This is a genomic window from Paraburkholderia sp. (assembly GCF_024281035.1).
Taxonomy (GTDB): domain Bacteria; phylum Pseudomonadota; class Gammaproteobacteria; order Burkholderiales; family Burkholderiaceae; genus Paraburkholderia.
The window spans coordinates 224,109-250,680 of record NZ_JAMXLH010000032.1 but is presented as its reverse complement, the minus strand read 5'-3'; the positions used below and the strand labels follow the sequence as shown (position 1 = coordinate 250,680).

The window sequence follows — 26,572 nt, the reverse complement described above, 5'->3', positions numbered from 1 at the left end:
GCGCCGATGATCCACGCGCAGATCGCCGCAGGACCCGCAATCTTCGCCGCCTTCCAGGCGCCGAACAGCCAGCCCGAGCCGATAATCGACCCAAGACCGGTAAACATCAGCGCAAACGGGCCGATATGCCTTTGTATTGATTGATTCACATTGTCCCCTTCTCTATGTTTATTGCGTGCGAGCCATGCAGGCGAGGACGGTATGCGTGCGCTATACCGAGGTCGTCGTCGCGGGCCACAGGGCGCCAATAACGCGCGTCCGTGCGGTGTTGGCCAGTTGCTTCCGGGACGCAACGGCAGCCGCAATTTCAACGGAGACGCGATAATGAAGCGGCGTGCCTTGATCGTCTAATGCTGTATCCGCATAGCGATATGCGAACTATGCATAAAGTGAGCGGATGAACGCGGCGGCTTCTCGCTGACGTAGTGGGTGTACGGCCTGGCCGGCATCGAAATGATGCAAGGCATTCGCGAAGATCGATTTAAGGTCCCGAAGCTCGGCGTCGAGAATTTCAGTGCGTCCGCTGCCTGGAATGCGGCTCTATCACTTCAATAGGGCATCCTGGTTTCCAGAAAATAGTTAACCGGGACGTGCATTCACGCCAAAGCCATCTGGAGATTTTGCGGGTGCGGATTAGTTTAGTGTTTTTCCCAAGCGGGTTTAGCGAGCAGGATGGGTACAGTTCTATCTGAACCGCTGATTAGCCGGAGAACTGCACGTAAAACACCGGGGGGGGCTTTTAGCGCCGCTGTCACGCGTGAAAATGATTATAGGGGCGGATCGTAGAAAACTGTTTTACAATTCCGCCCATTGCGCTAACAATAAAGGCCGTTATAGGCAGCTAATACATGCGGCTGAATAGCCACGGGGATCATTGAAGCCGACTGGTTCAGGTCGATACCGGTTGCGCGACAGTATTGCAGCGTTGCCTGCGGTTTTCGCTTCGCTTTCACCGGGATGAATAACGCCTCGCGCGTCCCGATTTGCGTCACTTTTGTTGCCCGGTCCGCTCAAATGCTTAGCGTTTTCTCTCTAGTCGGGATTCTGATTGCTTCGTGCCTGATGAGCGTGGCCATTCTGGGTTCGCTGATTCGATCCGCAGTGCCCGGCGTACGCCGCTGGTGCGCGGGCTACGGTCTCCTCGCCGCGGCTGCAGTCTGGATAATGCTGGGTGGCAGTGGGCCAAACGCGATCGAAATCCTCGGGGTATCGTTCGCGACGCTAAGCGCGGTGGTGCTCCTTGTGCAGGGTACGCGTGAGTTTTCTGGAACGCGTCCCGTGAGGCGTGATGAACTGGCGGCGTTCATCCTTATCTTCGTCTTGCTCGTGTACTTTACCTGCGTTTCATCGAGCGCCAACATGCGCGGCGTGCTGATATCCGTTGCGCTGATTTATGGGCGAATTGCGGTGGGCGCATTGGCGCTGCGTCACGCGTCGCGGGATGCGACGCGCTACGCCGGCCGTCTCGTCGCAGGGGCCGCCTGGCTAGGCGCGCTCGTTTATATCGTGCGAATTGTCGCGATCGTCGCCGGTGTTGCGCCGCGGCTCACATTCCTGGAGCCGTCGCTGTGGAATGTCGTGTTTCTCGGGTTGGCGATCGTCACGCTGCCTTGCATGTCGGTTGGCATGGTGATGCTCGCGCACGACCAGATTCTTCAGAAGATGGAAATGCTCGCGACATTCGATGAACTGACCGGCGCGCTGACGCGTCGCGCCTTCATGGCCAAGGCAAATGTGTTGCGTGCGCACGCGCTGAAAAAAGGCCAACCGTTGTCGATCGCGATTCTCGACATCGACAGGTTCAAGGCCGTCAACGACAGCTTTGGCCACGCGGTCGGAGATCGATTGCTCGCGCATGTTTCATCGGTCGTCTCGGGTCAGCTGCGCTCATGCGATCTTTTCGGGCGGCTGGGCGGCGAGGAATTCGCCATTGTGTTCGCGGATGCAGAAATGCGCGATGCGACGGCGCTGACCAATGCGCTAAGACTTGCTGTCGAACGTTCGTCCGCCGACGTTGCGCGCTGCACGTTGAGCGGCGGAGTGGGCGGGTTCGCGGCGGGCGATACGCTGGAGAGCGCGATGGTGCGCGCCGACGCGGCGCTTTACGCCGCGAAGGCGGCAGGGCGTAACCGTATCGTTACGACATCGGATGACGACGAGAACGTGATTCGTGACGTCAAAGAGTCGTGCTGAGCGAGCCGGTTCCTGCGGCCTCAAAAGATTGACCGCTCGGTGATCGAGGTCAGGGCCTCAAGGGCCTGAACACCGACCAGCGAATTTCCCGTCGCATCGAGTCCCGGCGACCACACGCACACGGCAAATTCCCCAGGCAGTACGGCTACGATCCCGCCGCCCACGCCGCTCTTTGCGGGCAATCCCACGCGGTAGACGAAGTCGCCCGCCGCGTCGTATGTGCCGCAGGTGAGCATCAGCGCCGATAGCCGCTTTGTTGAACTCGCATCGAGCACGCGTTCGCCGCTCGCGGGCGACACACCGCCGTTGGCCAGAAAGAGCGCCGCGCGCGCCAGCTCGACGCAGCTCATCGAGATCGCGCATTGCCGGCAATACGCGTCGATCACGGCGTCGGCCGGCATCTCAAGGTTGCCGAAGCTCGCCATGAAATGCGCCATCGCACGGTTGCGTTCGGCGTGCGCCAGTTCCGATTGCGCGACGCGCAGGTCGTAGTCGAGGTCTGTGACGCCCGATAGCCGCCGCACGAAATTGACAAGCGCGGTTTCCGCCTGCACGAAGCGGCGGCACAGTACATCGGTGACCACGAGCGCGCCTGCGTTGATGAACGGATTGCGCGGCTTGCCGGCTTCGAATTCGAGCTGTACGAGCGAGTTGAAAGCAGTGCCCGACGGCTCTCGGCCAACACGCTTCCACAGTGCGTCACCAAGCAACTGGAACGCGAGCGTGCATGCGAACAGCTTCGAAATGCTCTGAATGGAAAAGCGCACGTCGGCGTCGCCGGTGCGGTACACCTGGCCGTCCACTGTCACGATGGCCATACCGAAGTGATCGGCGCGAACCGTCGCGAGCTCCGGAATGTAATCGGCAACGCGTCCGGCTGTGAGCCATGGCGCGACGTCTCGATGAATCCTTTCGAGGATGGCTTGATAGTTCTGGCCGGTCATCGGCGGCTCCCTCTGAATCGGGTTGGAGCGCGATGATACTTCATTCGCGGGCACACCGATGCCCGCGTTTCTTGAGCGCTTGTTGAGCATTTCTCCGCCGGGCACACAGAAATAGTTGCGCGGCGGCCGTGCGTCTAGCCGTCAACCGGATGAGCGGGCGTATCCAGCAGCAATTGATAGAACGCCAGGTCGAGCCAGCGGCCGAACTTGAAGCCGACGTGGGGTAACGTGCCAACGTGCCTGAATCCAAGCCGCTCGTGCAAGGCGATACTTCCGGCATTGGTCGAATCGATTCCGCCGATCAAGGTATGAAGACCGTTCTGTCGAGCCGCCGTGATGATTTCCTGCATCACCACGCGCCCCAGCCCACGGCCACGCTGGTCTTTGTGCACGTAGACGGAATGTTCCACCGTGTACTTATTGGCCGGATACGGTCGAAATGAACCATAACTGCCGAAGGCCAACAGCTTTCCATCGTGATCCTCGACACCAATCACCGGAAAGCCGCTGGTTCTTTTTGTATCGAACCAGCTGGTCATGGTCTGCAAGGTCCGAACTTTGTACTCGTAGAGCGCGGTGGAATTCAGAATCGCGTCGTTGAATATCTCCAGGATCGCATCGGCATGACGATCGAAGGTGCAGTGCACGATGGAGTGGTTGCTCATCACGCTTTCCTTGAATTGATTGGATGAGTCGTCAGCGCGACTGCATAGCGCGCCTGCTTCCGACTCGAATTGCGAAAAACGAGGGGTTGATCCAGCACCATGGCAAGGCAATCGCCCGTCTGGAGATGCCAGGTCCGATCCCCCAAGGTGACTTCCATTTCACCCTCCAGTACCCAGATTTGCTGATGCCGCACCACGTTGCTCATCACGTTTTCAAAGGCGACGCTTTTGCCCGATGGGAAGGTCACCTCCACCAGTTCGATGGGCGATGCAAATCCACTCGGCGAGACATGCCGGCGGACGTACCCGGACGCCGGATCCTTCCAGACTTGTTGCTGCGACAACCGGGCAAGCGGTTCCGCCGCGGCGCTGCCGGGTTCATCCGAAAACAACGCAGCCAACGTGACGTCCAGAGCGTCAGCCAGCTTGGCGAGCACGACGGCCGTTGGACTCGTCTCCTGACGTTCGATTAACGAAATCATCGAGCGGCTGACACCGCTCGACTCCGCCAGTTCGTCCAGCGTGTAGCCGCGACCTTTGCGCAGATCGCGAACACGCTTGGCAATCAGGGTATCGATAGTCATTTTTCTATGATACTGGATTTCAATTCCAGTTCAATAGCACTTGGACGTGGTCTGATAACCGGGACCTAACGTCCCACTGGACCGGGCAATCGGCACGTTCGTGCGGTTGTGGACGGGCGAGCGTTGTACTGACCGCATTGTGGAAATCGTGGACAGCCGGCAGTCGCGCCCCAGACGCCGCATTGGCGCAGACGTGGCAAACGTGACGAAATCGCCGATAATCCTGGCAAATTGCCATGCGTGGCGAGCATTCTGACCAGTCGGCATGGCGCACGCCCGTTCCGCACGGCATATTCGCGGCTCGCAGGTTTTTGCCAGGAAACATCGACATGATCAACCTCGACGACGTCGACCGACAGCTGATCGCGCTGCTGCGCGACAACGCCCGCACTTCGGTCGTAACACTGGCGAGGCAATTACGCGTAGCGCGGGCGACCGTGCAGAACCGTATTGCGCGGCTCGAGGAAAACGGCGTGATCGTCGGCTATACGGTGCGCCTGAAGCCTTCCGTGGAGAAGCACCGTATTCGCGCACTCATGTCGATTGCGGTCGAGGGCAACCGTGCGGCGGATGTCGTGAAGGCGCTGCGCGGCTATCCGAACGTGTCGGCCATCCACAGCACCAACGGGCGTTGGGATCTAGTCGCGGAATTGCAGGCCGACTCGCTGGAAAGTTTCGATCGGGTATTGGCCTCGATCCGTCTGCTCGATGGCATCGGCAATACCGAAACCAGTATTCTGCTTTCAACGCACAAGGCTTGAACGGTCGCCCCGCGACCGGGATGTGCAAGATGGCATCGCGAGTGGGCAAAGTGATCGGTTTCCTGCGCGTTTTGCCAGCTTTGCCATCTTTCTGTTGGCGCGCTTAATCGAAATAATCTCCTCATTGCGCGGCGCACGGGCGCCGCACGCAGCACAGCCAATACAGGAGACATTTCATGACCCGCTTTCTCGACGTTCCTTCCACCAGCAAACTCATTGCGCAGATAGGCGTGCCACGCTGCCTGAGCGAGCTTGTCGACGAACTCGAAAACGACTACCGACGATGGGCCGATTTCGATAAATCACCGCGCGTCGCCTGCCATTCCCGCGACGGCGTGATCGAATTGATGCCGGTTGCCGATTCGAAACTGTTCGCCTTCAAATATGTGAACGGCCATCCCGTGAACGCGCAGCGCGGCCTGCACACCGTTATGGCGTTCGGTGCGCTTGGCGACGTCGATACCGGCTATCCCGTGCTGCTTGCCGAACTGACACTGACCACGGCGCTGCGCACGGCCGCGACTTCGGTCATGGTCGCAAAGCGGCTGGCGCGTCGAAACGCACGAAAGATGGCGCTGATCGGCAACGGTGCGCAAAGCGAATTCCAGGCGATCGGCTTTCATACGCTGCTGGGCATTGACGAGATTCGTGTGTTCGATATCGACACGCATGCGACCGACAAGCTCGTGCGCAATCTCGCGGCCTTTCCTCGACTGAAGCTCGTGCGCGCCCGTTCGACCGCAGAGGCCGTGCGGGGCGCCGACATCGTGACCACGGTCACGGCCGACAAGGCTTATGCCACGATCATCACGCCGGAGATGATCGAGCCCGGCATGCATCTGAACGCTGTTGGCGGAGACTGCCCTGGCAAGACCGAACTGCACGAAGCGGTGGTGCGCATGGGGCGCGTGATCGTCGAATACGAACCGCAGAGCCGTATCGAGGGCGAGATCCAGCAATTGCCCGCGGATTTTCCCGTGGTCGAATTCTGGCGCGTACTGCAGGGCGAAGTGGCGGGGCGCGAGAACGCAACGCAGATCACCATTTTCGATTCCGTGGGCTTCGCCCTCGAGGATTATTCCGCGCTGCGCTACCTTCATGCATGCGCGTTGCAACATGGCGCGGGCGACGATATCTCGCTGGTTCCGCCTGCCGCTGACCCGAAAAACCTGTTTGCGCTGATCGCCGAACACGGACCCGCATCGTGCGTGGAAAGCGTGACTGATGCGTTTGAGCAGGTAGTCTGAGCGCACTGCATCGTCTGGTTTTCATTGCCCCCATTCAGCTACGCCCTATGAGCCTTCTTTCGATTCAGGCGCCGTGCGCGGTCGTGATGATCCGGCCGCACCGCTTTCACCCCAACCCCGAAACCTCGGCCGACAACGCGTTCCAGTGCGCACAGCCCGCGAGTGACGCCACGGCCGCAGACGCCATTGCCGAAGCGGCGCGCAACGAAGTGACCAAAGCTGCGCAACGGTTGCGCGACGCAGGTGTGCAGGTTCACATCTTCGACGACTTCGGCGAGCGCAGCACGCCAGATTCAGTGTTTCCGAATAACTGGTTCTCGACGCATCCCGGGGGCCATGTCGCGCTCTATCCGATGTATAGCGGCAATCGTCGGCGCGAGCGCCGCACGGATGTGATCGAGATGCTCAAGTCCGAGTATCGCGTGCAGGATGTGATCGACTTTTCCGGCCTCGAATATGACGGTCTCTTTCTCGAAGGTACCGGGGCGATGGTGCTTGACCATGTGGCGCGTGTGGCTTACACGGCGCGCTCGCGCCGAGCCGATCCCGTTGCGCTCGAACGCTTTTGCACGCACTTCAATTTCGAGCCGATGTGCTTCGACACGGCGGGCAGCGACGGCCAGCCCATCTATCACACGAACGTGATGATGAGCGTCGCAACGGATTTTGCGCTGATTGGCCTCGACGTGATCCGTGACGCTGCGCGCCGCGAGGAGATTCAACGGCGTCTCGCGCAAACCGGGCGCACCGTCATCGGCCTTGAAAACGCACAGATCGACAACTTCGCGGGCAACGCCATCGAATTGACGGGACGGGAAGGGCGCGTGCTGGCGCTTTCACAGCGTGCCCTCGACAGTCTTTCGCTGAGCCAGCGCCGGTTGATCGAGCGTTCGGCGCAACTGTTGCCGCTCGATGTGCCGACGATCGAGATGGCAGGCGGATCGGTGCGCTGCATGCTCGCCGGCATTCATCTCTCGAAACGCAATTGAAAGCGAAGTGGCGTAGTGGAGTACCCTGGTTAACGCCAAAGTACGGCCAAAGTTTCACGCAAAGACCTTCAGGTGTCGCAAATCCGAAATGCTGCCCAATCACGGCTGCATACAATGACCAGGCAGTTGACGCAATGAGCACACGTGAGCGCATGCCGATGTTGCTGGCCCATGCAATCACCGTATCCTTGATGAGATGAACTATGTGGATTACTCGCCCCACGAGCGACGCAGATACTGAAACGTTGCTCGCCCTCGCAGCACAGATCGACGTTTTGGTGCCTACCGTCCCTCGCTAAGATCAACGCCGGTTCGATCAATTCATTGCGCACTGCGACCATCAGCGCAAACCTTCAAAAAAGTGCCTGAGACATCCCTTGGGCATCGATAACGAATTTCACGGAGACGCACGTGACTCTCTATGGCTTTGGCCCGTTGCTGCTTGCCGGCACGCTCCAGACGATCGAGCTTTCATTGCTCTCGCTCGGTATGGCCGTATTGCTCGGCCTCGCGGGCGCAGCGGCGAAACTTTCGTTCAACCGGCCGCTCGCAGCCTGTGCGACGGCCTATACAACACTGATCCGCTCGGTTCCCGATCTCGTGCTGATGCTGCTTTTGTTCTATAGCATCCAGATCGGCCTGAACGATGCGACCGAAGCGCTCAACATGGCGCAGATCGACATCGATCCGTTCGTGGCCGGCGTCATCACACTCGGCTTTATCTACGGCGCGTACTTCACCGAGACCTTCCGGGGCGCGTTTCTCGCCGTGCCGCGCGGCCAACTCGAAGCGGGCTACGCGTTTGGGATGAGCGGCACGCGTGTATTCGCACGCATCCTGTTTCCTCAAATGATGCGATTTGCGCTGCCTGGCATCGGCAATAACTGGCAGGTGATCGTGAAGGCGACCGCGCTCGTGTCGATCATCGGTCTCGCCGACGTCGTGAAGGCCGCGCAGGATGCGGGCCGCAGCACCTTCAATCTGTTTCTCTTCCTGATGATCGCGGCGCTCGTCTATCTCGCGATTACGACCATTTCCAATTTCGCGCTGCTGTGGCTCGAACGCCGCTACTCCGTGGGCGTGCGCCACGCGCAACTGTGACCTCAGGAAATCCGAACCGATGAACGAAATCCTCCAGCAATTCGGCCGCGCATTCCTCTACTGGGATGGCGGGCACGTCTCCGGGCTCGCAATGACGCTGTGGCTACTCGTGATCTCCGTGGCGATCGGCTTCGTCTGCGCGGTGCCGCTCGCCGTTGCGCGCGTGTCGAACCGGCGCTGGCTCTCCATGCCGGTGCGCTTCTACACCTTTGTGTTTCGCGGCACACCGCTTTACGTGCAGTTGTTGCTCATCTATACGGGTGTGTACAGTCTCGCCTTCGTGCGCTCCGAGCCGCTGCTCGGCGCTTTTTTCCGCAGCGGACTGAACTGCGCCATTCTCGCGTTCGCGCTCAACACGTGCGCCTATACCACCGAGATCTTCGCGGGTGCGATTCGCGCGACCTCGCACGGTGAAGTGGAGGCCGCACGGGCCTATGGCATGAGTCCTTTCACGATGTACTGGCGCATCGTCCTGCCTTCGGCGCTGCGCCGCGCGTTGCCACTGTACAGCAACGAAGTCATTTTGATGCTGCACGCAACGACGGTCGCTTTCACGGCCACGGTGCCCGATATCCTGAAGGTCGCGCGTGATGCCAATTCGGCCACGTACCGCTCGTTCGAATCGTTCGGCATCGCGGCGCTCATCTACTGCGCAGTATCGTTCGTGGTGGTTGCTGCCTTCCGCCGCGCCGAGAAGCGCTGGCTGGGCCACCTTGCTGTACGTACACGCTAAGTGGCGGCAGGCCACGCGATAATTTTTGGGGAGACCATCTTGGCTCAGACGATGCAAACTACGCCGGGCACGCACAGTAACCCGGAGAGCAAACTGGTTGCGCGCAACCTCCACAAACGCTTCGGCGATAACGAGGTGCTCAAGGGCGTCTCGCTCAATGCGAAGAAGGGCGACGTGATCAGCCTTATCGGCGCGAGCGGTTCGGGCAAGAGCACGTTTCTACGCTGCGTCAATTTCCTCGAGAACCCGAACGCGGGAGAGATCATCGTGGACGGCGATGCCGTGCGGACGAAAGCGGGCCGCAACGGCGACCTCGAGGTGGTCGACCAGAAGCAACTGCAGCGTATTCGCACCAAGCTCGCGATGGTGTTCCAGCATTTCAATCTCTGGTCGCACATGAATGTGATCGAGAACGTGATCGAGGCTCCCATGCATGTGCTCGGCGTGCCGCGCAAGGAAGCCGAGGAACGCGCGCGCGCCTATCTGGAGAAGGTGGGCCTCGCGCCACGCGTGGAAAAGCAGTATCCCTCACACCTTTCGGGTGGCCAGCAGCAGCGCGTAGCGATTGCGCGCGCGCTTGCGATGCATCCCGACGTGATGCTGTTCGACGAGCCGACTTCCGCGCTCGATCCCGAGCTGGTGGGGGAAGTGCTCAAGGTCATGCAGAAGCTCGCCGAGGAAGGGCGCACGATGATCGTGGTCACGCACGAGATGGGTTTCGCGCGCAACGTTTCGAATCATGTGATGTTCCTGCACCAGGGCCGCACCGAGGAAGAGGGCACGCCTGCCGACGTGCTCGGCGCGCCCAGGAGCGAGCGGCTGCGCCAGTTCCTTTCGGGCAGTCTCAAGTAAGCGGGGCGCTGTAACGTGTCGCGTACCACCGAGGTTGCAGTCGTTGTGTTGCCACCGGTCTCGATGTCCGGCCTGGGTCCCATCATCGACGCACTCAACCTCGCCAACGAGATCGACGGCCGCGCACTCTATCGCTGGCGGATGTACTCGTGGAACGGCCGTCCCGTGCCGCTCGCGGGTGGCGCACAATGCGCAGCCGATTGCGCGTTCGGCGACGCCGTGTCGTGCGACTGGCTCATCGTTGTGAATGAGCGCTACCAGCCGTTCGCCGACTACCGTCTTTTTCTTGCCAGCCTCGCACGCGTGGGGCAGCGCACGCCGCTCGTCACCGGCATTCACCACGGCATCTGGTGGCTCGCGATGGCCGGGCAGTTGCAAGGCTATCGCGTGGCGGTCAACTGGGAGGCGTACCAGCAATTCTCGGAGCAGTTCGAGCGCACCGTCGCGACACAGCACATCTATGAGATCGACCGCGATCGCGCAACCTGCGCGGGCGGCCAGGCAACGGTCGATTTCATGCTCGCGATGATCCGCCGCGAACATGGCCCGGAGCTGGCGGAGCGTGTCGCCGACGTGCTGGGTGCGAGCACTTTGCGCGGCGGCGACGAGCGCCAGCGTATTCCGTTCGTGACCGCTCCCGGAGAGCGTCATCCGCGCCTGAACGACGCGCTCATGTTGATGGATGCGAATATCGAGGAACCGCTCACGACCGACGAGATCGCCGGCCATGTGGGTGTTTCGCGCCGTCAGCTGGAGAGGATTTTCAAACAGTATCTGAATGCCATGCCCGCGAAGTACTACCTGGGCCTGCGCCTCGCGAAAGCCCGCTCACAACTGCAGCGCACCAGCAAGTCCGTGATGCAGATCAGCATGGCTTGCGGATTTTCTTCTGCAGCTCACTTTTCGAATGCGTATCGCGAGCACTTTGGCATGACGCCGCGCGACGAACGCCGCAACTGGATCGAGCGCCAGCATGGCGGCGCGCCAGACGTTGTACCGGCCCCGCGTGCCGCGACACGCATGGAGTCGCCCGAGCGCGGCTGACCACGCGTTTGCCGCGCACATTCAGCACATATAGAAAAAAACGCGTCGCGGCTACGCAAGACGGCTTTGGCGCGACTACCTACACTGTGTGTGCCATCGCGATAAAAGCTGTCGCGCCACAGCGGGAAGTTGCAGCCCAAAGTGAAAACCCGGATTGAGTCCAACAGGAATTTTTATGAATGAACAGACCGTGAGCCGTAAAACCTTCGATGAAGTGATGGTGCCGTGCTTCTCGCCCGCTCCATTCGTTCCGGTCAGGGGCGAGGGCTCGCGCGTATGGGACACCGAGGGCCGCGACTATATCGACTTCGCGTGCGGCATCGCCGTGACGTCGCTCGGTCACGCCCATCCCGAACTGCTGCGCGTGCTGCACGAGCAGGGCGGCAAGCTCTGGCACGTCGGCAACGGCTACACCAACGAACCGGTGCTTCGTCTCGCGCGCAAGCTCGAAGCGCTGAGCTTCGCGGAGCGCGCGTTCTTCGCAAACTCGGGCGCGGAAGCCAATGAGGCTGCGCTCAAGCTTGCGCGTCGCGTGGCGTACGAGCGCCACGGCGCTGAAAAGTTCGAGATCGTGTCCTTCACACAGTCGTTTCATGGCCGCACGTTCTTCACCGTGAGCGTGGGCGGCCAGCCGAAGTATTCGGAAGGTTTCGGGCCGGTGCCGGCAGGCATCGTGCACCTGCCGTACAACGACATCGAAGCGGCGAAGCGCGCGATCGGTGCGCAGACCTGCGCGGTGATCGTCGAGCCGGTTCAGGGCGAGGGTGGTGTGATCCCCGCCGATCCCGCCTTCCTGCGCGCGCTGCGCGAGGCCTGCGACGCGAACCACGCGCTGCTGATTTTTGACGAAGTGCAAACGGGCGTGGGCCGCACGGGCACCTTCTACGCGTATGAGGACACAGGCGTCACGCCGGACATCCTCACCACCGCGAAGGCACTCGGCAACGGCTTCCCGATCGGCGCGATGATCACGACCGAGGCCATCGCGGCGTACTTCAAGGTGGGCGCGCACGGCACGACGTACGGCGGCAATCCGCTCGCCGCAGCGATTGCGGACAAGGTGGTCGAGCTCATCAGCGACCCGGCGGTCCTCTCCGGCGTGCGTGCTCGCGGCGAGGCGATACGCGCCAGACTCGCGAAGCTCAACGATCGTTTCGACGTATTCAAGGACGTCCGTGGCAAGGGCCTTCTGATCGGAGCCGAGCTGAGCGCACGCTTTAAGGGCCGCGCGAAGGACTTCAACGCAGCGGCTGCGAAGCGCGGCGTGATGATGTTGATCGCAGGCGCCGACGTACTGCGTTTCGCGCCTTCGCTCATCATTCCCGAAGCGGACATCAGCGAGGGTTTTACGCGCCTCGAAAAGGCCTTCGAGGACGTAATCGGCGCGCGCTAACCTGGTTCTCGCGGCTGGATTTGAACTGAATAAATTAGATACTCGATGAATTCAGCACCTTATGCGGCTGCGCCCCAGGATGGCCGCTTGCGGCCATCCGCGAGCGCCTCACGCTTCGACGTTGTCTTGCTGGGTTGGCGTCCGGCAAAACCCCTCGATTTTTATCTGATTTCGCATGTGCTCGACATGGGGCGCCTGATCAGCAAGACAGATCAAATCCATGTCCACGATGCCGGTTGCGGCAATCCGGCGCCGGGTATCCGGTGTGATGCGCTGGTGCTATGTGAAATGCCGCCGAGCGATTCCGATAGCGCGCTTCACACGTTAAGGCAATGGATAGAGGTGGCAAGCCGCGTCATGTTGATCGGCGAGGCGGTCAAATGGTTTTCAGGCACCCCATGGGCTCGTGGCTTACGCGTTGCGTTGCACTGGAACGACTCGCCTCCGCTGAGTGCCGGCCTTGAACATGTGATCGTTTCACCGTCGATCATCGAACATTGCGGAAAATGGACGACCTGTTGTGGCGGAGCCTCCACGCTGGATCTCGGCTTGCAACTCGTGAGGGATATTCTCGGTACGAAGGCGGCGAGCGAACTGCTCGGTGTGCTCACAAAAGACCGCATTCGCGAACCTCATGAGCGCCAGCGCGCGGATACGCGGTTTCACTTCGGCGAGTCCGCGCCGAAGCTTTGCGAGGCCATTGCGCTCATGGAAGCCAATATCGAGGAGCCTTTGCAGACAGAGGAAATCGCGCAGCTGCTCGATATGTCCCGGCGTCAACTCGAGCGGTTGTTCAGGCAGCACCTCGATACCGTCCCGTCGCGGTATTACCTCGATCTGCGCTTGCAGCGCGCGCAGCAGATGCTCAGACAAACCGATCATTCGATCTTGCAGATCGGACTGATGTGCGGTTTTTCGTCGGCGGCGCATTTTTCGACAACCTATCGAACCGTATTCGGAATGGCGCCGAGGGAAGAGCGTCAGCAGATTCTGAAGTCGCTGGGTATCAACGTTTGATAGATCGCGTGTGAAAACGCTGGCGGTCGTGCAGTACGGTGGGCAATGCAAGAATTGCACGCAAAAACCCTCGGATGTCGCAAATCTGAATTGCGGCCGAATTACGGCTGCATACAATGGCTCAGACAGATGAACGGCATCGAGCCCATGCGAGCACCAGCATGCTTTCCGGGCGCTTGCAAACGCAGTACCCAGGATGAAACGACCTATGTGGATTACTCGCCCCGCACGCGACGCGGATGCTGAAAAACTCCTCGCCATTGCAGCGCAGGCCGACCCTTTGGTGCATACCTTTCCCCGTGACAGGGCAAGTATCGAGGATGCCATCGCGCGCACGAATGATGCGTTGTCTTTGCAGGTCGATGTTCCCTGCGACGAATACTATTTGATGGTGCTTGAAGACCCGGCCGGCGATCTGCGCGGCGCTGCCGCGATCTGTTCGGCTGCCGGGTCGGGCGGCGCATTTTTCGTCTACCGGAACGACGTGATACATCACGTGTCGCGCGATCTAAAGATAACCAACAGTGTTCACGCACTGACACTCTGTTCCGATCTGACCCACCACTCGCAGCTCCAGGGCTTTTTCATTGGCGAGGGCTGTGATGAGGCATGGGCTGCATCGTTACTATCGCGTAGTCGCCTCATGTTCGCGGCCCGCGACCGGCAGCGCTTTGGCGAAGATTTCGTTGTTTCGCTTGCCGGCTGTATGGATCAGAACTACCAGTCGCCATTCTGGAATGCGATCGGCCGCAAATTCTTCGATATGGATCTGATCAGCGCCGAGCGCATGATCCGTGGCGCGCGCAATGGCACGCTCATCGTCGAAGTCATGCCGCACTATCCGGTATACGTTCCGCTCCTTCCCAACGATGTACGGGCATTGATGGGGCAGATGCACAGTGAATCCAATCAGCCATTCGAAATTCTTGAGAAGGAAGGATTCAGGTCGGATCGTTACATCGATATTTTTGACGGCGGACCGATTCTCGTCGCGAATGCATCGCAGATTCGCACCATCGCTGAGGCGCGGACGTATTCGATTGACGTATCGGAAGTAGCCGAGACGGCGGACCGATATCTGGTCGCAACCGTTGGGGCACCGGAGGCATTTCGCTGCGTGGTTTCGCGTGCGACGCCGTGGATCGGCGACGGCTACGTGGCATTGCCGAAGGAAACACTGGACGCGTTGTGTCTGTCGAGCAACGACTCTGTCATTGTTGCTCCAATGTGAAGTTCAAACATCATGATCGTATTCCGTTCAATCAGAAATTCGGATCTTGACGCGCTGTTTTCGCTCGCGCGCAGTGTCGGTATCGGCATGACGACCCTCAAAGCTGACCGGTCGGCGCTGGAGGACCGGATCGCAGTTGCCCAGGCATCCTTTTCGGGCGCCATCGATTCGAAACTCGCGGATTACATGTTCGTCCTCGAGGACACCGAGTCGAATCAGGTTGTCGGCGTCAGCGCCGTCAAGGCTTCGGTGGGTTTGGACGAGCCGTTCTATAGCTACCGGGTCTGCCGCCTCGTTCACTCCAGCCCTAAACTCGACATCTATTCGCAGAAGGAAACACTGATTCTGACGAACGATCTTACAGGGGCCGCCGAGCTTTGTACGCTGTACCTGAATCCCGAGTTTCGGGGGGGCACCAACGGAAAGCTGCTCTCAAAAGGGCGGCTGATGTTTGCGTCGAATTTCATTCATCTTCTGCCGGAGCTGATTTTTGCGGAGATGCGCGGGTATCAACGGAGCGACGGAACCTCTCCCTTTTGGGACAGCCTTGGCAAGCATTTCTTCAAAATGGATTTCGGCAAGGCCGACGACATGTCGAGCGTGGGGACCAAATCATTTATTGCGGAATTGATGCCGCGCTTTCCGATTTACACCGATTTCCTCACGGAAGACGCCCGTGAATACATCGGCGCTGTCCATTCGGCGACGGCACCGGCAAAACGCCTCCTTGAGCAGGAAGGTCTGAATTTCGAAGGACTTGTCGATATTTTTGATGCGGGTCCCGTCCTCCAGGGGCATGTCAGCCAACTGCGCATTACCCAGGATAGTGAGCTGGCCATCGCGCGGCAGGGCAGTGAACAGCATTCCGATGAAGCAACCTCGGGCCGGCGCCCGATGATGGTCAGCAACACGCTGTGCAAGGATTTCCGCGTCATCGTGAGCTATGCGGAGCCGCAGTTCGGCTCCATTGCTTTGGGGCGGGAGGAGCTCGCCGCGCTCGGTATTGAGCCCGGCGACCCCGTTCGAGTGGTCGCCATGAATGGCCAGGAAATCCGGAGCAAATCGACCTGACCGGATTAAACATTTTTTCGGCCACCCATGATGGTGTTGAAAATTGGGTGTTTTTAAGAACTCTTTTTTTAGAAAAAGATCGATGCTTTATGTCGATGTGACAAACGTCGCCTCGCATGAAGAGCATTTCTCGAGATACATGAGGAGTCAAAGAGTGAAAAAAATCCTTTCGAAGTTGGTCGTTTGCGCGCTCGCCGCTTCAGCGGGAACCGTCTATGCCAATGACTGGACGACGATCCGGTTTGGCGTCGACCCGAGCTATGCTCCATTCGAATCGAAATCGGCTGCAGGGAAGGTCGTGGGTTTCGACGTCGATCTCGGCAACGAAATCTGTCGACGTCTGAACGCGAAATGCGTGTGGGTCGAGCAGGACTTCGATGGTGTGATTCCCGCACTGAAGGCGAAAAAGTTCGACGGCATCCTGTCTTCGATGTCTGTCACGCCGCAGCGTTCTGCTGAAGTTGCGTTCTCGGCGAAGCTGTTTGACACGCCGACGCGTCTCGTCGTCCCGAAGGGCTCAACGCTGCAACCGACTATCGAATCGCTGAAGGGCAAGACAGTCGGGGTCGAGCAGGGATCGGTTCAGGAAGCGTACGTCCGCGCGAACTGGGCGTCGAAGGGGGTACAGATCGTGTCGTACCAGAATCAGGACCAGGTTTATGGCGACTTGATTTCCGGCCGTCTGGACTCGGCGCTGCAGGATGAAGTGCAGGCGGATCTCGGGTTCCTGAAAACGCCCCGTGGCGCGGGTTTCCAGTTCACAGGCGCGGAGATCCCGACCGGGGCGGCAGCGATCGGCCTGCGCAAGGACGATACCGACCTGAAGCAAAAGATTGATGGAGCGATCGTCGCGATGCTCAAGGACGGCACGTACCAGAAGCTCGCGAAAAAATACTTCGACTTCGATATCTACGGCAAGTAATTTCGCACGTTGTGCTGTATCGCGATGAGCTCCTTCGGGAGCTCATTTGCTTTTGGTGGTTCTGTTGCCGCAAGGCGTTGTGGCGCGGCAGGCATTTACGGGTGCCCCCGAAAAAACTCGCTTCGAACCCCGAGCAGCATTTCATCGAGTGAATGTGACTCAGGCGAATCACGGCTCACCGCACGCGGACCTTCAGGCCATGCTCTCCCAGAGTGCGTCGAGATTGACGCTCGATGCGACTGCGTCGGCGAGCCGTTCGATGGATGCCAGTCTGCGCGCGTCATGATCGACGCGCTCCACCTGACCCAGACCCGCCCAGCGCAGCAGGGCCGTGCAGGCGTCGGGCGAATCGAACAGCCCGTGCAGGTAAGTCGCCAGAATCTGGCCGTCTTCCGAGAGTGCGCCGTCGTGACGTGTCGCGTTGCCGTTGGAGAGGCGCAGCGCGGGACGGGAGCAGGCGGGGCCTTCGGTTATGCCCATGTGGATCTCGTATCCGCGTACCGGTGCTTCTCCGTCTACGAGGAGCGTGCCGACCGTGTTCACGAGTTGTTTGTGCGGTTCGAGTGTCGTGACGTAATCGAGCAGCCCCAGGCCCGCCGTGCGTGTTACGGGGCTTTCGATGGCGAGCGGATCGTGCAGTTCGCGCCCGAGCATCTGCAGTCCGCCGCAGACCCCAATCAGCTTGCCGCCATAGCGCAGATGGCGCCGCAGGTGCGTCTCCCAACCGTGCTCGCGCAACCAGGCGAGATCGCGCTGGACGCTCTTGCTACCCGGCAGGATCACGAGATCCGCAGCCGGCAGAGGCTCGCCGGCACGAACGAACCGGAAGTCGACTTGCGGATGCGCCCGCAACGGATCGAAATCCGTATGGTTGCTGATGCGCGGCAGCGCAGGAACGACGACGCGCAGCACTTCGCCGGAGGCCAGGTCTTTTCGGTGCTGTTTCGGCAGCATGTCCTCGGCATCGAGCCATAACCCTGGGACAAACGGCACGACGCCGAATACGGGCTTGTTCATCTGCATTTGAACCCAGTCGATCCCGGGCTTCAGCAGGGATGCGTCGCCGCGGAATTTGTTGATGACGATGCCTTTCACAAGCGCACGTTCATTTTCGGGCAGACAGGCCAGCGTGCCGAGAATCTGGGCGAAAACGCCGCCCCGATCGATATCCGCGACCAGCACGACCGGGCAGCCGACGGCGAGTGCGAACCCCATGTTGGCAATATCGCCCTGACGCAGATTGACCTCGGCCGGACTGCCTGCCCCTTCCACCAGCACGAGATCGCTTTTCGCCTTCAGGCGGTTGTACGATTCGAGCACGGCCTGCATGGCGATGGGCTTGTAGTGGTGATAGGCTCGCGCATCGAGATTGCCGCGCGAATGGCCCTGCACGATGACCTGAGAGCCCGTATCGCTATTTGGCTTGAGCAGGACCGGATTCATGTCGGCTTCAGGTGCGATGCCGGCGGCGAGTGCCTGCCACGCCTGCGCGCGACCGATTTCTCCGCCGTCGATGGTCACCGCGCTGTTAAGCGACATGTTTTGCGGCTTGAACGGGGCGACCCGTTTGCCATCACGGGCGGCAATCTTGCAGAGCGCCCCGACGAGGGTGCTCTTTCCGGAGTCGGAACTCGTCCCCTGGATCATCAACGTGTTGGCCATGTCGCGTACCTGAGCAGTGTGGAATCTCCGCGCTTGCCGCATCACGCGCGGTCGGGCGGGGTCGTATTATGTCACTCGCTCAAGTGCCTGAAAAACGGGAGTGAAATTTAACGTGTTGAATCGAAGCCATTGGACGTTGTGCCGGAGTGCCGGATGATTGCCGCACTCAGTGCATCGACTGTCTGCATACTGTGTTTTGCCGGCGTTATCCTCGACGCGATATTCGGCGAACCTTCCCGGTTTCATCCACTGGTTGGCTTCGGCCGGTGGGCCACGTGCGTTGCGCGCGCATGCAATCCGGACAGGCAGGCCGCGCATGCGTCCGAAGCGCATGGGCATGCCATGCCGGTTGCTGCGCATGCGTTGCTTGCCCGGCTGGCGGGCGTGGCAGCATGGGCACTCGCAGTGATTCCTCCCGTGGTGCTCCTGGCCGTGCTAACGCACCGCCTTCCCACGATGTTGTCATGGACGTTGCACGTCGCCGCACTGTGGTTCGCGCTCGGCGCGCGCAGCCTGATCGATCATATCGCGCCGGTCGAACAGGCACTGCGTGCAGGCGATCTGGCAAAGGCCCGGGCGCTGACTGCCCGGGTGGTGACGCGCGATCTTTCCGAAGCCGACGAACCGGCTGTCGCGCGGGCGGCAATCGAGTCCGCGCTGGAGAACGGCAACGATGCGATCTTCGGGGCGTTATTCTGGTTCGCTGTGGCAGGGGGGCCCGGTGTGCTGGCGTTTCGCCTTGTCAATACGCTCGATGCGATGTGGGGATACCGCACGCCGCGTTTCAGGTATTTCGGCTGGGCGGCCGCGCGGCTCGACGATGCGGCGAATTTTCTGCCGGCCCGGCTAACCGCATTGACGTACGCGCTGTGCGGCAATTTCAGGTCGGCCGTCGCGTGCTGGCGGACGCAGGCGTCGGCGTGGGACAGTCCCAACGCCGGGCCGGTGATGGCCAGCGGCGCCGGCAGTCTCAACGTCGCCTGTGGTGGGGCCGCCTGGTACCATGGCGTGCTGGAAGCGCGGCCTGCACTGGGATGCGGCCATGCGCCCGGCGCAGCCGATGTTGGCCGCGCACTGTCTCTCGTCAAACGCTCAATCGTGGCGTGGCTTGCGGTCATGGCCTTGCTTGCGGCCGCGTCTGCACTTGTCTAAAAACGTATGCTCGATTTCACTCACTCAACACACGTGCCCCATGGCGGCAATCTCGGCGAGGCTGCCCGTCGATATGGCATCGCACGTGAAACCTGGCTGGATCTGTCCACGGGAATCAATCCCAACGGGTTTCCGGTCCCGCCAGTCGATGCGCAGACGTGGCTCCGGCTCCCCGATGACGACGACGATCTGGAGGCCATTGCTGCCGCGCATTACGGTGCTGCGCGAGCGCTCGCAGTGGCCGGCACGCAATCCGCAATCCGGATGCTCCCTGCCGTTCTGCCCAAAGGGCGTATCGGCATCGGGTTGCTCACGTATGGGGAATACGCACCCGCCTTCGAACGTGCGGCGTTTTTCGTGGATCGTTTCGTCACACGGGAATATGCCGACATGCACGCTGCAGCTGCGTTCGTGCTGGAGTCGGGGAAGCCACTGCCTGTGGATTTAAAGCATCTGATCCTGGTGAATCCGAACAACCCGGGGGCCGAACAGTTCACGCCTGAGGTCATCCTCGGCTGGCACAAAGAACTCGCGATGCGCGGCGGCACGCTGGTAATCGACGAGGCTTTCATCGAGTCGACTCCCGAACTCAGCGTGGCGAAGTTCGCGGACCGTGACGGCCTGATCGTGCTGCGCTCGGTCGGCAAGTTTTTCGGGCTCGCTGGTGCGCGCGTGGGGTTCGTGCTGGCCGGTGCGCATGTCGATCGGGCCATGCGTTACCTGCGTGGCCCCTGGAGCATATCGGGGCCGGCGCGCATCGTGACACGTGCTGCGTTGCTGGACACGGCGTGGCAGGTGCAGACGCGAATCAGGCTTGCCGCCTCGGGCGAGAGGCTTGCGTGTCTGCTCGGGCAATACTTCGCTGGCGTGCAGCACACGTCGCTCTTCTGCTGGATCCGCGATGAGCGGGCTTCGCGGTGGCAGGATGCACTGGCCCGTCATGGCATCTGGACACGGCGGTTCGAAGTCGTGCGCGGGCTGCGTTTCGGCCTGCCCGCGGATGAGCCGGAATGGGCGCGGTTAGCTGCCGCGCTTGACGTTGCCAGCCAGGAAGCGAACGGGCAGTGCGTGCGCAATCAACAAGATTGAAAAGACCGGGCAGAAGGATTTCATGCAGCCCGATCGAATCTGCTAAAAGGTTTTGCCACGGAAGATCGCTGCGATCAAGGCAGGGTTGGATGGCCAGTAGCCGTGCATGTAGGTTGCGACGATCGCGCCCGACCGGAAAACAGGTTCGCCGGCCGTGGCGCACTGCGGCCGGATGGCGTGATACTCGGGCTGTAGCGGAGTCGTCATGCTGGAGTAGTGGAACGTGTGGCCGGTCAGCACGCCGTATTTCGTGTGCAGCGATTGCATGCCGAGCGACGCGAGCCGCTTCTGCATGGCCGCCCGTCCCGGTAGCAGGCCGAGCATGGTCGTCGACGTGCCTTCGACATCGGTCAATTCATCGAGCAGATACAGCATGCCGCCGCATTCGGCGAAAATCGGTTTACCCGCCAGGGCGTGCGCGCGAATGCTCGCGGTGCTGGCCTGGTTTCCGGCCAGCGTGGTCGCATGCAGTTCCGGGTAGCCGCCGGGCACATATAGTGCATCGGCATCGCCCGGTATGCGTTCGTTCGCCAGCGGCGAAAAGAACGTGACGCGCGCACCGAGGCTTTCGAGCAGGCTCACGTTGGCCGGATAGATGAACGAAAAGGCCGCGTCGCGCGCAATGGCGATATGCATGCCGGCAAGCAATTCGGGTTGCGGGCAGGCGGGCGGCGAATGAAAGCTGACCGGCGCCGGCAATTCCGCCAGTGCGGTATCGGCCAGTGCCCGTGCGGTGACGGCGATGCGGGACTGGAGATCGTCGATTTCGGCTGCCTGATGCAACCCGAGGTGCCGCTCAGGCAGCGCGATGTGTTCGGATGTCGCAAGGTAACCGAGCCAGCGCAGGCCAGTGGGCAGGCTGTCCTGAAGCATCTGTGCGTGTTGCGCCGAGCTGACATGGTTGGCCAGTACACCGTGAATGGCGACATCCGGCCGATACTGCGCGAGGCCCAGCGCAATGGCGCCAAACGTCTGCGCCATTGCGTGGGCCGAGATCACAGTCACGATGGGAATGCCGAAAGCCGCGGCGAGATCGGCGCTGTTCGGTGTGCCATCGAAAAGCCCCATTACGCCTTCGATCAGGATCAGGTCCGCCTGTTGCGCGGCCTCGGCAAGTAGCTGGCGGCATCCATGTTCGCCTGCCATCCACAGGTCGAGCGACTGTACCGGCGCGCCACTGGCATGTTCGAGGATCATCGGATCGAGAAAATCCGGGCCCGTTTTGAACACACGTACCCGTCGGCCGAGCTGGCGATGCAGCAGCGCCAGGCCGGCCGTAACCGTGGTTTTTCCCTGGCCTGAGGCGGGACCGCTGATCAATAGTGCGGGGCAGGACGGCACGCTCAGAACTCCACGCATTTTTGCCCCTTCACATCGTGCCTTTCGCGGCGGCCTTGGGTCATGCGTTCATGGGATTCGGTATCGGTCTTCATGGCTTACCTGTTTCAGTCGCAGTGTCTTTGTGACTGATGTCTGGTGGGTGAGGCGTGACATCGTGCCGGAAGCCGAGGCCGATCGTCAACCGACGTACAGGTTCCACATCGGAACCGATGCGCATACGGCGAATAGGCGGCTGCACGACGACTATCTTGGCGCGGCACCTCCAGTTGGCCGTCGCAATCGAGCCTCCTCCAGATCCTCACACAGTCGCGCGGCACCCTGCGCAAGGCGTGGGGCGGGGCGGTTGATCAGATCGCCATCGATGGTGAACAGGTTGCCCCGCGCGACGGCGGTGAGCGTGGGCCATGCGAGCCAACGCTCAAGGCTTTGGCGGTGCTTCTCTGGGGCGGTCACACCGGGCGAGGCGGACACAATTGCCTCCGGGGCGGAGGCGAGCACGGACTCGGTCGATAGTGTGGTCACGGCGGACGGCAAGTTCGCGAATACGTTTCTGCCCCCGCACATCGCAATGACATCGCTGATGAACTGCGTGCCGTTGAGCGTCATCAGCGGGTTGTCCCACACCTGATAGAAGACATCGACCGTAGGCCGGTGCGCGTAATGCGCCCGTAGCCGATCGATTTTCAGCCGGTACTCGCTGGCTGCCGTCTGTGCCGTGCTTTCCGTGCCGAGCAGGGTGCCGATGCGCTGCAGCGAAGTCGCCACATCGTCCAGACGGCGCGGTGCGCTAAAGAACAGTGGTATATGCAAGGCGCGCAGCCGGTCGATTTGCGGTTGAGCATTGTCATGCGGCCACACAATGACCAGATCCGGATGCAGCGCCACGATACCTTCGAGGTCAAGCGAATTGTTGCTGCCAATGATGGGTAGCGTTTTAGCCTGCGGTGGATAGTCGCTGTACGAGACGACCCCGACCAGTTTGTCGCCGGCGCCTGCTGCATAGACGAGTTCGGTGATGTGCGGCGCAAGGCTGATGACGCGTTGCGCAGGTGCGGGTAATGACACTGTGTTGCCGGAATCGTCGGTGGCCGAAACGGGTTGGGCATGTACGAGCGGCGAGGCGATCGCACCCACTACGAGCACGCAACGAGCGAGGTATTGCGCCCATGCGCCAGAGGCGGTGGTCGCGATCGTCATGTGCGTGGGGTCTTTAGCGTGGGCATCAAATAATCATTCAGTACGTGTTGAGCGGGATCGCTACCGTGGAGAAACGCGCGAGTGAGATGGATGGATTTTTCAGCCAGTGAAGGAGAACTGGTTTGGGCGCATGCGGGATTGTAGTTTGGCGTCGCCACTTTTTGTTCCGTCGCGCGAGTAACGGCGTATCAGCCGAGGGGAATTTGAAGCTGTGCTCGAGTCCGCTCGGCGGCGGCTGGATAGCATGCCCGATTCGATGGCCATACGAAGGCACGTGGTTGAGCACGCTTTCGGGACGTTGTGCGGTGAAGGGTTTCTGTTGATCACCGCCGCGACCGTGTGGCGAAGTGCTGCAATCCTTTGGTTTTGTGTTTACCTAAAATCTTACATAAGATAAATTATCCAAATTTTTTGTGTAAGAGCAAAGTAGTAGTGTCGTACTTTGGAGAGGATCAACGCAAAGTTGCTCTGAAATTCGCCCGGAATCCACCTAATGCCGTATGAATTTGCCGCATCAGCGCTTCCCGGCCGATAAATCATGCGTTAGGTGGAGAAAACGCGCCGAGGCACTTTCATAGCAAGTTCGGTTGAGACGCCGGAATCAGCAAGAACGCGCGTGACCTGATCAAAGAGTGGGCCGGAGCATAAACATGTGGTTTGCCCTAGAAACTGCCATGGCCACATATCTATGCTCCGGTCGAGCGGTAACCGCATAGAATTACTTTGGAGACGAATGCCTGCACGGAAACCACATTCCGATGCTCCGGCGTGCTGAGCTGCAAATACCGTGATCGCCCATCAGGAAAACCGCGTGCTAACGACAGGCGCGACACACCGGAGCATGCGTATGCTGATCGCGGCCGACGGTGCGGAATCCGCATAGATATGCTCCGATCCAGGTTTGTCGCAGCACCGGCTATCCTGGTCTGAAAAGTCGAAGCCTAGAGATTTCCACGGCTGTGCTGGCTTGGCGGCATACGCCTCGCAGCGGCTAGTGGAAGACCGTTTGACAAGTAGAGGTAACCAGGATGGATGAGAGAAAACGCGACAGTATCGTGGTCTACCTTCAGCTAAGAATGGCCGAATTCGATATCACGGTGGAAGCCATTGCAGCGTCAATTGCACAAGATCAAGAGCGCCTTCATGCGGTGAAATATCGCGACGCTTACGGCAACAGTTGGGACGGAAAAGGGTTGACTCCCCAATGGGTCATCAATGCTACGAGCGCGGGCCAATCGATCGAGCATTTCGAAATTGACGCGCCGGGGCAAACTCCCCTGCGTCGGTCTGTAGTTGACTGGAGTAATGACCCCTTTGCGGGCAGTCGCCTGGCAAAAAACAACGCCGAGGAAATGAGCGTCCGATAAGGGGCTGTCCCACGCGCCTTTGCTTCTAGCGAAGTTGCAAATACCTCTCTCAGCATGCTCCGCCCGATGCTCGAGGGCACCGCATGTTTATACTCGCAAATTTTGAGGGCAAAACATGCTTGCCATTGCTCGTCGCCTCTTTCCACGTGCACAGGACAGGGAGGCGCTTGTCGCTCTCTCAGCTGTGGCGGCCGGTATCGTTGGATCGATCGCAACGTTGGTCACATTGGCCATGATGCTGAGCGAACGCTGATCCAGTGATGGTCGCTCGGCCGATTTCGATCCAGTCACAGGTTGCTTGGCGCGCCACCGTATTCCCGCGGAACACTCATTTGAGGCCGGATCCCGAGCGCTAACCTTCTCGTGTCTGCTTTACGCCCGCGGTAGACCGCTGATTCATCAAGCCGATTCGATATGAAAACCTTCTCCCATCTCGAGACTATGGGGGCGCTGAAACGCTACGCCATTTTCTGTGTGCCGACGAAGCAACGGGGCGATGTTTGGATGACCTACCCTGGAATTTTCGGACCAACTGAAACTTGAGAGAATGGCTTCCAACGGAGAAAGGAAGTCATGAAGAAGAGCCGGTTCACCGAGGAACAGATGGTCACGATCCTGCGCGAGGCGGATACCTGCTTCCGAACTCGCGGAGTGTTGATTTGCACTGAATCCTGACCCACCGGGGATGGGGGATGCGGCTATTTTCTTGGACTGATTTACGTCGTTAGCCCCAGGCTTTCACGGTACTCGATGGGGCTGAGGTAGCCAAGGGAGGTCGACGCCCAGGTCTTTTTTTAGGAGTTCATTCGCCTTCTTCAGCAGGTCGTGTTCAAGCTGCAGATTGTGAATGTCGCGCCGGAGCCCTTCGACCTGCCGCTCCAGTTCGTCCCGATCCGTCTCTGCGCGTGATCCCTTGTTGCGTTTCATGGATGCAGGGGCCTCTCGGCCGAGTAACTGGCTCTTCCAGTTGTACAGCGTCACCCTGTCGACGTCCAGCTTTCGCGCCAACGCCTGCGCACTTCCTTCACGTGTGCATAGTTCGTACACCGCGGCCTGCCTGGACGCCAATGACGCGGCCAGTCGACCTGCCTTGCCAACCACGCGTCTCCTGGTTTCCGGATAGCGCTCGCGAACCCACGCCGTCAGTATCTGGCGACAGGGATAGCCTAATGCCCTGAGGGTGAAGGCGAAGCAGCGCCCGTGGTTGACGTAGTGCTCGAGTGCTACGTTCTTCTGTCCTTCTGAATACTTCAGCTTTCCGCGAACATACTCCTTCTGCAAATCGCCACGCTTCTCGAATTCTTCGCACCACGCCTTGAGAGAATTCTTCGTCGGGTAACCCAACTGGCGGATTGTCGCCTTGATGCGCTTGCCGAGTTTCAGGTACAGCTCGACCGCCCGAACGCGGTCTTCGTATGAATACATGAACTACCTCCAGGTAGTCCAAGATTTTGTCCGCATCCCCATCCCCCGTGGGTCAGGATTCAGTGCAAATTAACAGGTTGTGTACACAACGAACGCCATCGAGAGTCTGAACATGCAGTTACGCAAGATCATCAAGACCCGTGGCCACTTCCCGAATGATGAAGCGGCCATCAAGCTGCTGTGGCTCGCGCTATGCAACGTGCTGGCCAAGTCCGTGCGTGCAGCTTTCGACTGGAAGGCAGCGATGAACCAGTTTGCTATCCTGTTCGGTGAGCGCTTCACCCAAGCACGCGGGTAACGATTTGTTCAACCGCCTCGCCCACAAAAATGCGGACAGGTTCCGCGTTGCCCATGCAACCGCGCATCGCTTCCGCAGCCCTCCTTTAGCAAATCCTCGCAACGTTCCCGCTCAATCTATTCAAAACGACGCATCCACGCCCGTGGCCCGGTGATCTGCATTAAGTTAAGGGGTTCAGCAGAGCAGCTACTTCCTCAGCGCGAATTTCAACAGAAAACTTCATGCTAGGTCACCTGCTCCGCCCTGCCCTGCGATGAACCTTCGCCAGCGCTAACTGCCGAAAAGCAAACGACG

The 26,572-nt window shown here is 60.0% G+C and carries 22 protein-coding genes and 2 pseudogenes; 17 read left to right on the top strand and 7 right to left on the bottom strand.

Annotated features, from left to right (window positions below; genetic code table 11):
- Positions 1-1,278 precede the first annotated feature (1,278 nt).
- On the top strand, positions 1,279-2,193 hold the full coding sequence (locus tag Q0L30_RS12445) for a GGDEF domain-containing protein (protein ID WP_296655320.1): 915 nt from the start codon (positions 1,279-1,281) through the stop codon (positions 2,191-2,193).
- Positions 2,194-2,213: 20 nt separating this feature from the next.
- Here the strand turns inward: Q0L30_RS12445 and Q0L30_RS12440 are convergent, their stop codons facing one another.
- The 3 genes from Q0L30_RS12440 to Q0L30_RS12430 all read right to left on the bottom strand — a co-directional run bounded on the left by Q0L30_RS12440 (position 2,214) and on the right by Q0L30_RS12430 (position 4,386).
- A complete protein-coding gene (locus Q0L30_RS12440) occupies positions 2,214-3,137 on the bottom strand; it encodes a glutaminase (protein WP_296655319.1) in 924 nt (307 codons plus the stop codon).
- A 134-nt stretch (positions 3,138-3,271) separates the two neighbouring features.
- On the bottom strand, positions 3,272-3,802 hold the full coding sequence (locus tag Q0L30_RS12435) for a GNAT family N-acetyltransferase (protein WP_296655317.1): 531 nt from the start codon (positions 3,800-3,802) through the stop codon (positions 3,272-3,274).
- Entirely contained in the window at positions 3,802-4,386 is a 585-nt protein-coding gene (locus Q0L30_RS12430) for a helix-turn-helix domain-containing protein (RefSeq protein WP_296655315.1), read from the bottom strand. Before Q0L30_RS12430 ends, Q0L30_RS12435 begins: the two co-directional genes overlap by 1 nt.
- Before the next feature lie 329 nt (positions 4,387-4,715).
- Here Q0L30_RS12430 and Q0L30_RS12425 point away from each other — a divergent pair, with 329 nt between their 5' ends.
- The 12 genes from Q0L30_RS12425 to Q0L30_RS12370 all read left to right on the top strand — a co-directional run bounded on the left by Q0L30_RS12425 (position 4,716) and on the right by Q0L30_RS12370 (position 16,747).
- Complete coding sequence (locus Q0L30_RS12425) at positions 4,716-5,147, top strand: Lrp/AsnC family transcriptional regulator (protein ID WP_296655314.1); 432 nt, start codon at positions 4,716-4,718, stop codon at positions 5,145-5,147.
- Between the two features lie 176 nt (positions 5,148-5,323).
- Positions 5,324-6,394: an ornithine cyclodeaminase gene (locus Q0L30_RS12420; RefSeq protein ID WP_296655312.1), complete on the top strand. Its 1,071-nt coding sequence runs from the start codon at positions 5,324-5,326 to the stop codon at positions 6,392-6,394.
- A 47-nt stretch (positions 6,395-6,441) separates the two neighbouring features.
- Positions 6,442-7,383, top strand: coding sequence for a citrulline utilization hydrolase CtlX (gene ctlX / locus Q0L30_RS12415; protein ID WP_296655310.1), 942 nt, complete (start codon positions 6,442-6,444; stop codon positions 7,381-7,383).
- Between the two features lie 411 nt (positions 7,384-7,794).
- Positions 7,795-8,484 (top strand): ABC transporter permease, encoded by a 690-nt coding sequence (locus tag Q0L30_RS12410; protein WP_296655308.1) that lies wholly within the window; start codon positions 7,795-7,797, stop codon positions 8,482-8,484.
- Positions 8,485-8,503: 19 nt separating this feature from the next.
- On the top strand, positions 8,504-9,217 hold the full coding sequence (locus Q0L30_RS12405) for an ABC transporter permease (protein ID WP_296655306.1): 714 nt from the start codon (positions 8,504-8,506) through the stop codon (positions 9,215-9,217).
- Positions 9,218-9,268: 51 nt separating this feature from the next.
- Positions 9,269-10,069, top strand: coding sequence for an ABC transporter ATP-binding protein (locus Q0L30_RS12400; RefSeq protein WP_296655345.1), 801 nt, complete (start codon positions 9,269-9,271; stop codon positions 10,067-10,069).
- A 63-nt stretch (positions 10,070-10,132) separates the two neighbouring features.
- Positions 10,133-11,113 (top strand): GlxA family transcriptional regulator, encoded by a 981-nt coding sequence (locus Q0L30_RS12395; RefSeq protein WP_296655344.1) that lies wholly within the window; start codon positions 10,133-10,135, stop codon positions 11,111-11,113.
- Positions 11,114-11,288: 175 nt separating this feature from the next.
- Positions 11,289-12,506, top strand: a complete 1,218-nt coding sequence (locus tag Q0L30_RS12390) for an aspartate aminotransferase family protein (RefSeq protein ID WP_296655304.1) — start codon at positions 11,289-11,291, stop codon at positions 12,504-12,506.
- A gap of 45 nt (positions 12,507-12,551) precedes the next feature.
- Positions 12,552-13,523, top strand: coding sequence for a helix-turn-helix domain-containing protein (locus Q0L30_RS12385; RefSeq protein ID WP_296655303.1), 972 nt, complete (start codon positions 12,552-12,554; stop codon positions 13,521-13,523).
- A gap of 208 nt (positions 13,524-13,731) precedes the next feature.
- Positions 13,732-14,754, top strand: coding sequence for an arginine N-succinyltransferase (locus Q0L30_RS12380; protein ID WP_296655302.1), 1,023 nt, complete (start codon positions 13,732-13,734; stop codon positions 14,752-14,754).
- 12 nt (positions 14,755-14,766) lie between these two features.
- Positions 14,767-15,825, top strand: a complete 1,059-nt coding sequence (astA, locus tag Q0L30_RS12375) for an arginine N-succinyltransferase (protein ID WP_296655300.1) — start codon at positions 14,767-14,769, stop codon at positions 15,823-15,825.
- 154 nt (positions 15,826-15,979) lie between these two features.
- Positions 15,980-16,747, top strand: a complete 768-nt coding sequence (locus tag Q0L30_RS12370) for an ABC transporter substrate-binding protein (RefSeq protein WP_296655298.1) — start codon at positions 15,980-15,982, stop codon at positions 16,745-16,747.
- Positions 16,748-16,939: 192 nt separating this feature from the next.
- On the opposite strand, the gene Q0L30_RS12365 is transcribed toward Q0L30_RS12370, so the two are convergent.
- A complete protein-coding gene (locus Q0L30_RS12365; protein WP_296655296.1) occupies positions 16,940-18,409 on the bottom strand; it encodes a cobyric acid synthase in 1,470 nt (489 codons plus the stop codon).
- Positions 18,410-18,562: 153 nt separating this feature from the next.
- Here Q0L30_RS12365 and Q0L30_RS12360 point away from each other — a divergent pair, with 153 nt between their 5' ends.
- Together Q0L30_RS12360 and cobD are read left to right on the top strand one after the other, a co-directional pair.
- Positions 18,563-19,561, top strand: a complete 999-nt coding sequence (locus Q0L30_RS12360; RefSeq protein ID WP_296655295.1) for a CobD/CbiB family cobalamin biosynthesis protein — start codon at positions 18,563-18,565, stop codon at positions 19,559-19,561.
- Positions 19,562-19,567: 6 nt separating this feature from the next.
- Entirely contained in the window at positions 19,568-20,650 is a 1,083-nt protein-coding gene (gene cobD / locus Q0L30_RS12355) for a threonine-phosphate decarboxylase CobD (RefSeq protein ID WP_296655293.1), read from the top strand.
- Between the two features lie 42 nt (positions 20,651-20,692).
- On the opposite strand, the gene Q0L30_RS12350 is transcribed toward cobD, so the two are convergent.
- Together Q0L30_RS12350 and Q0L30_RS12345 are read right to left on the bottom strand one after the other, a co-directional pair.
- On the bottom strand, positions 20,693-21,991 hold the full coding sequence (locus Q0L30_RS12350) for a cobyrinate a,c-diamide synthase (protein ID WP_296655342.1): 1,299 nt from the start codon (positions 21,989-21,991) through the stop codon (positions 20,693-20,695).
- 243 nt (positions 21,992-22,234) lie between these two features.
- A complete protein-coding gene (locus tag Q0L30_RS12345; protein ID WP_296655290.1) occupies positions 22,235-23,188 on the bottom strand; it encodes a cobalamin-binding protein in 954 nt (317 codons plus the stop codon).
- Between the two features lie 1,028 nt (positions 23,189-24,216).
- Between Q0L30_RS12345 and Q0L30_RS12340 the strand changes: the two genes are divergently transcribed.
- The gene (locus Q0L30_RS12340) at positions 24,217-24,555 is read left to right on the top strand and encodes an H-NS family nucleoid-associated regulatory protein (RefSeq protein WP_296655288.1); all 339 of its coding nucleotides are present in this window, start codon (positions 24,217-24,219) and stop codon (positions 24,553-24,555) included.
- Between the two features lie 771 nt (positions 24,556-25,326).
- Here Q0L30_RS12340 and Q0L30_RS12335 read toward each other — a convergent pair.
- Positions 25,327-25,980 (bottom strand): annotated as a pseudogene (locus Q0L30_RS12335) (IS3 family transposase); the annotation flags it as partial.
- 73 nt (positions 25,981-26,053) lie between these two features.
- Here Q0L30_RS12335 and Q0L30_RS12330 point away from each other — a divergent pair.
- Positions 26,054-26,278: pseudogene (locus tag Q0L30_RS12330) on the top strand (transposase); the annotation flags it as partial.
- Positions 26,279-26,572 lie beyond the last annotated feature (294 nt).

Bases quoted from the DNA above. Each gene is read 5' to 3' on its own strand.
- Q0L30_RS12440 (WP_296655319.1), bottom strand. From the start codon at position 3,137: ATGACCGGCCAGAACTATCAAGCCATCCTCGAAAGGATTCATCGAGAC.
- Q0L30_RS12435 (WP_296655317.1), bottom strand. From the start codon at position 3,802: ATGAGCAACCACTCCATCGTGCACTGCACCTTCGATCGTCATGCCGAT.
- Q0L30_RS12430 (WP_296655315.1), bottom strand. From the start codon at position 4,386: ATGACTATCGATACCCTGATTGCCAAGCGTGTTCGCGATCTGCGCAAA.
- Q0L30_RS12425 (WP_296655314.1), top strand. From the start codon at position 4,716: ATGATCAACCTCGACGACGTCGACCGACAGCTGATCGCGCTGCTGCGC.
- Q0L30_RS12420 (WP_296655312.1), top strand. From the start codon at position 5,324: ATGACCCGCTTTCTCGACGTTCCTTCCACCAGCAAACTCATTGCGCAG.
- ctlX (WP_296655310.1), top strand. From the start codon at position 6,442: ATGAGCCTTCTTTCGATTCAGGCGCCGTGCGCGGTCGTGATGATCCGG.
- Q0L30_RS12405 (WP_296655306.1), top strand. From the start codon at position 8,504: ATGAACGAAATCCTCCAGCAATTCGGCCGCGCATTCCTCTACTGGGAT.
- Q0L30_RS12400 (WP_296655345.1), top strand. From the start codon at position 9,269: ATGCAAACTACGCCGGGCACGCACAGTAACCCGGAGAGCAAACTGGTT.
- Q0L30_RS12395 (WP_296655344.1), top strand. From the start codon at position 10,133: ATGTCCGGCCTGGGTCCCATCATCGACGCACTCAACCTCGCCAACGAG.
- Q0L30_RS12390 (WP_296655304.1), top strand. From the start codon at position 11,289: ATGAATGAACAGACCGTGAGCCGTAAAACCTTCGATGAAGTGATGGTG.
- Q0L30_RS12385 (WP_296655303.1), top strand. From the start codon at position 12,552: ATGAATTCAGCACCTTATGCGGCTGCGCCCCAGGATGGCCGCTTGCGG.
- Q0L30_RS12380 (WP_296655302.1), top strand. From the start codon at position 13,732: ATGTGGATTACTCGCCCCGCACGCGACGCGGATGCTGAAAAACTCCTC.
- astA (WP_296655300.1), top strand. From the start codon at position 14,767: ATGATCGTATTCCGTTCAATCAGAAATTCGGATCTTGACGCGCTGTTT.
- Q0L30_RS12365 (WP_296655296.1), bottom strand. From the start codon at position 18,409: ATGGCCAACACGTTGATGATCCAGGGGACGAGTTCCGACTCCGGAAAG.
- Q0L30_RS12360 (WP_296655295.1), top strand. From the start codon at position 18,563: ATGATTGCCGCACTCAGTGCATCGACTGTCTGCATACTGTGTTTTGCC.
- cobD (WP_296655293.1), top strand. From the start codon at position 19,568: ATGCTCGATTTCACTCACTCAACACACGTGCCCCATGGCGGCAATCTC.
- Q0L30_RS12345 (WP_296655290.1), bottom strand. From the start codon at position 23,188: ATGACGATCGCGACCACCGCCTCTGGCGCATGGGCGCAATACCTCGCT.
- Q0L30_RS12340 (WP_296655288.1), top strand. From the start codon at position 24,217: ATGGATGAGAGAAAACGCGACAGTATCGTGGTCTACCTTCAGCTAAGA.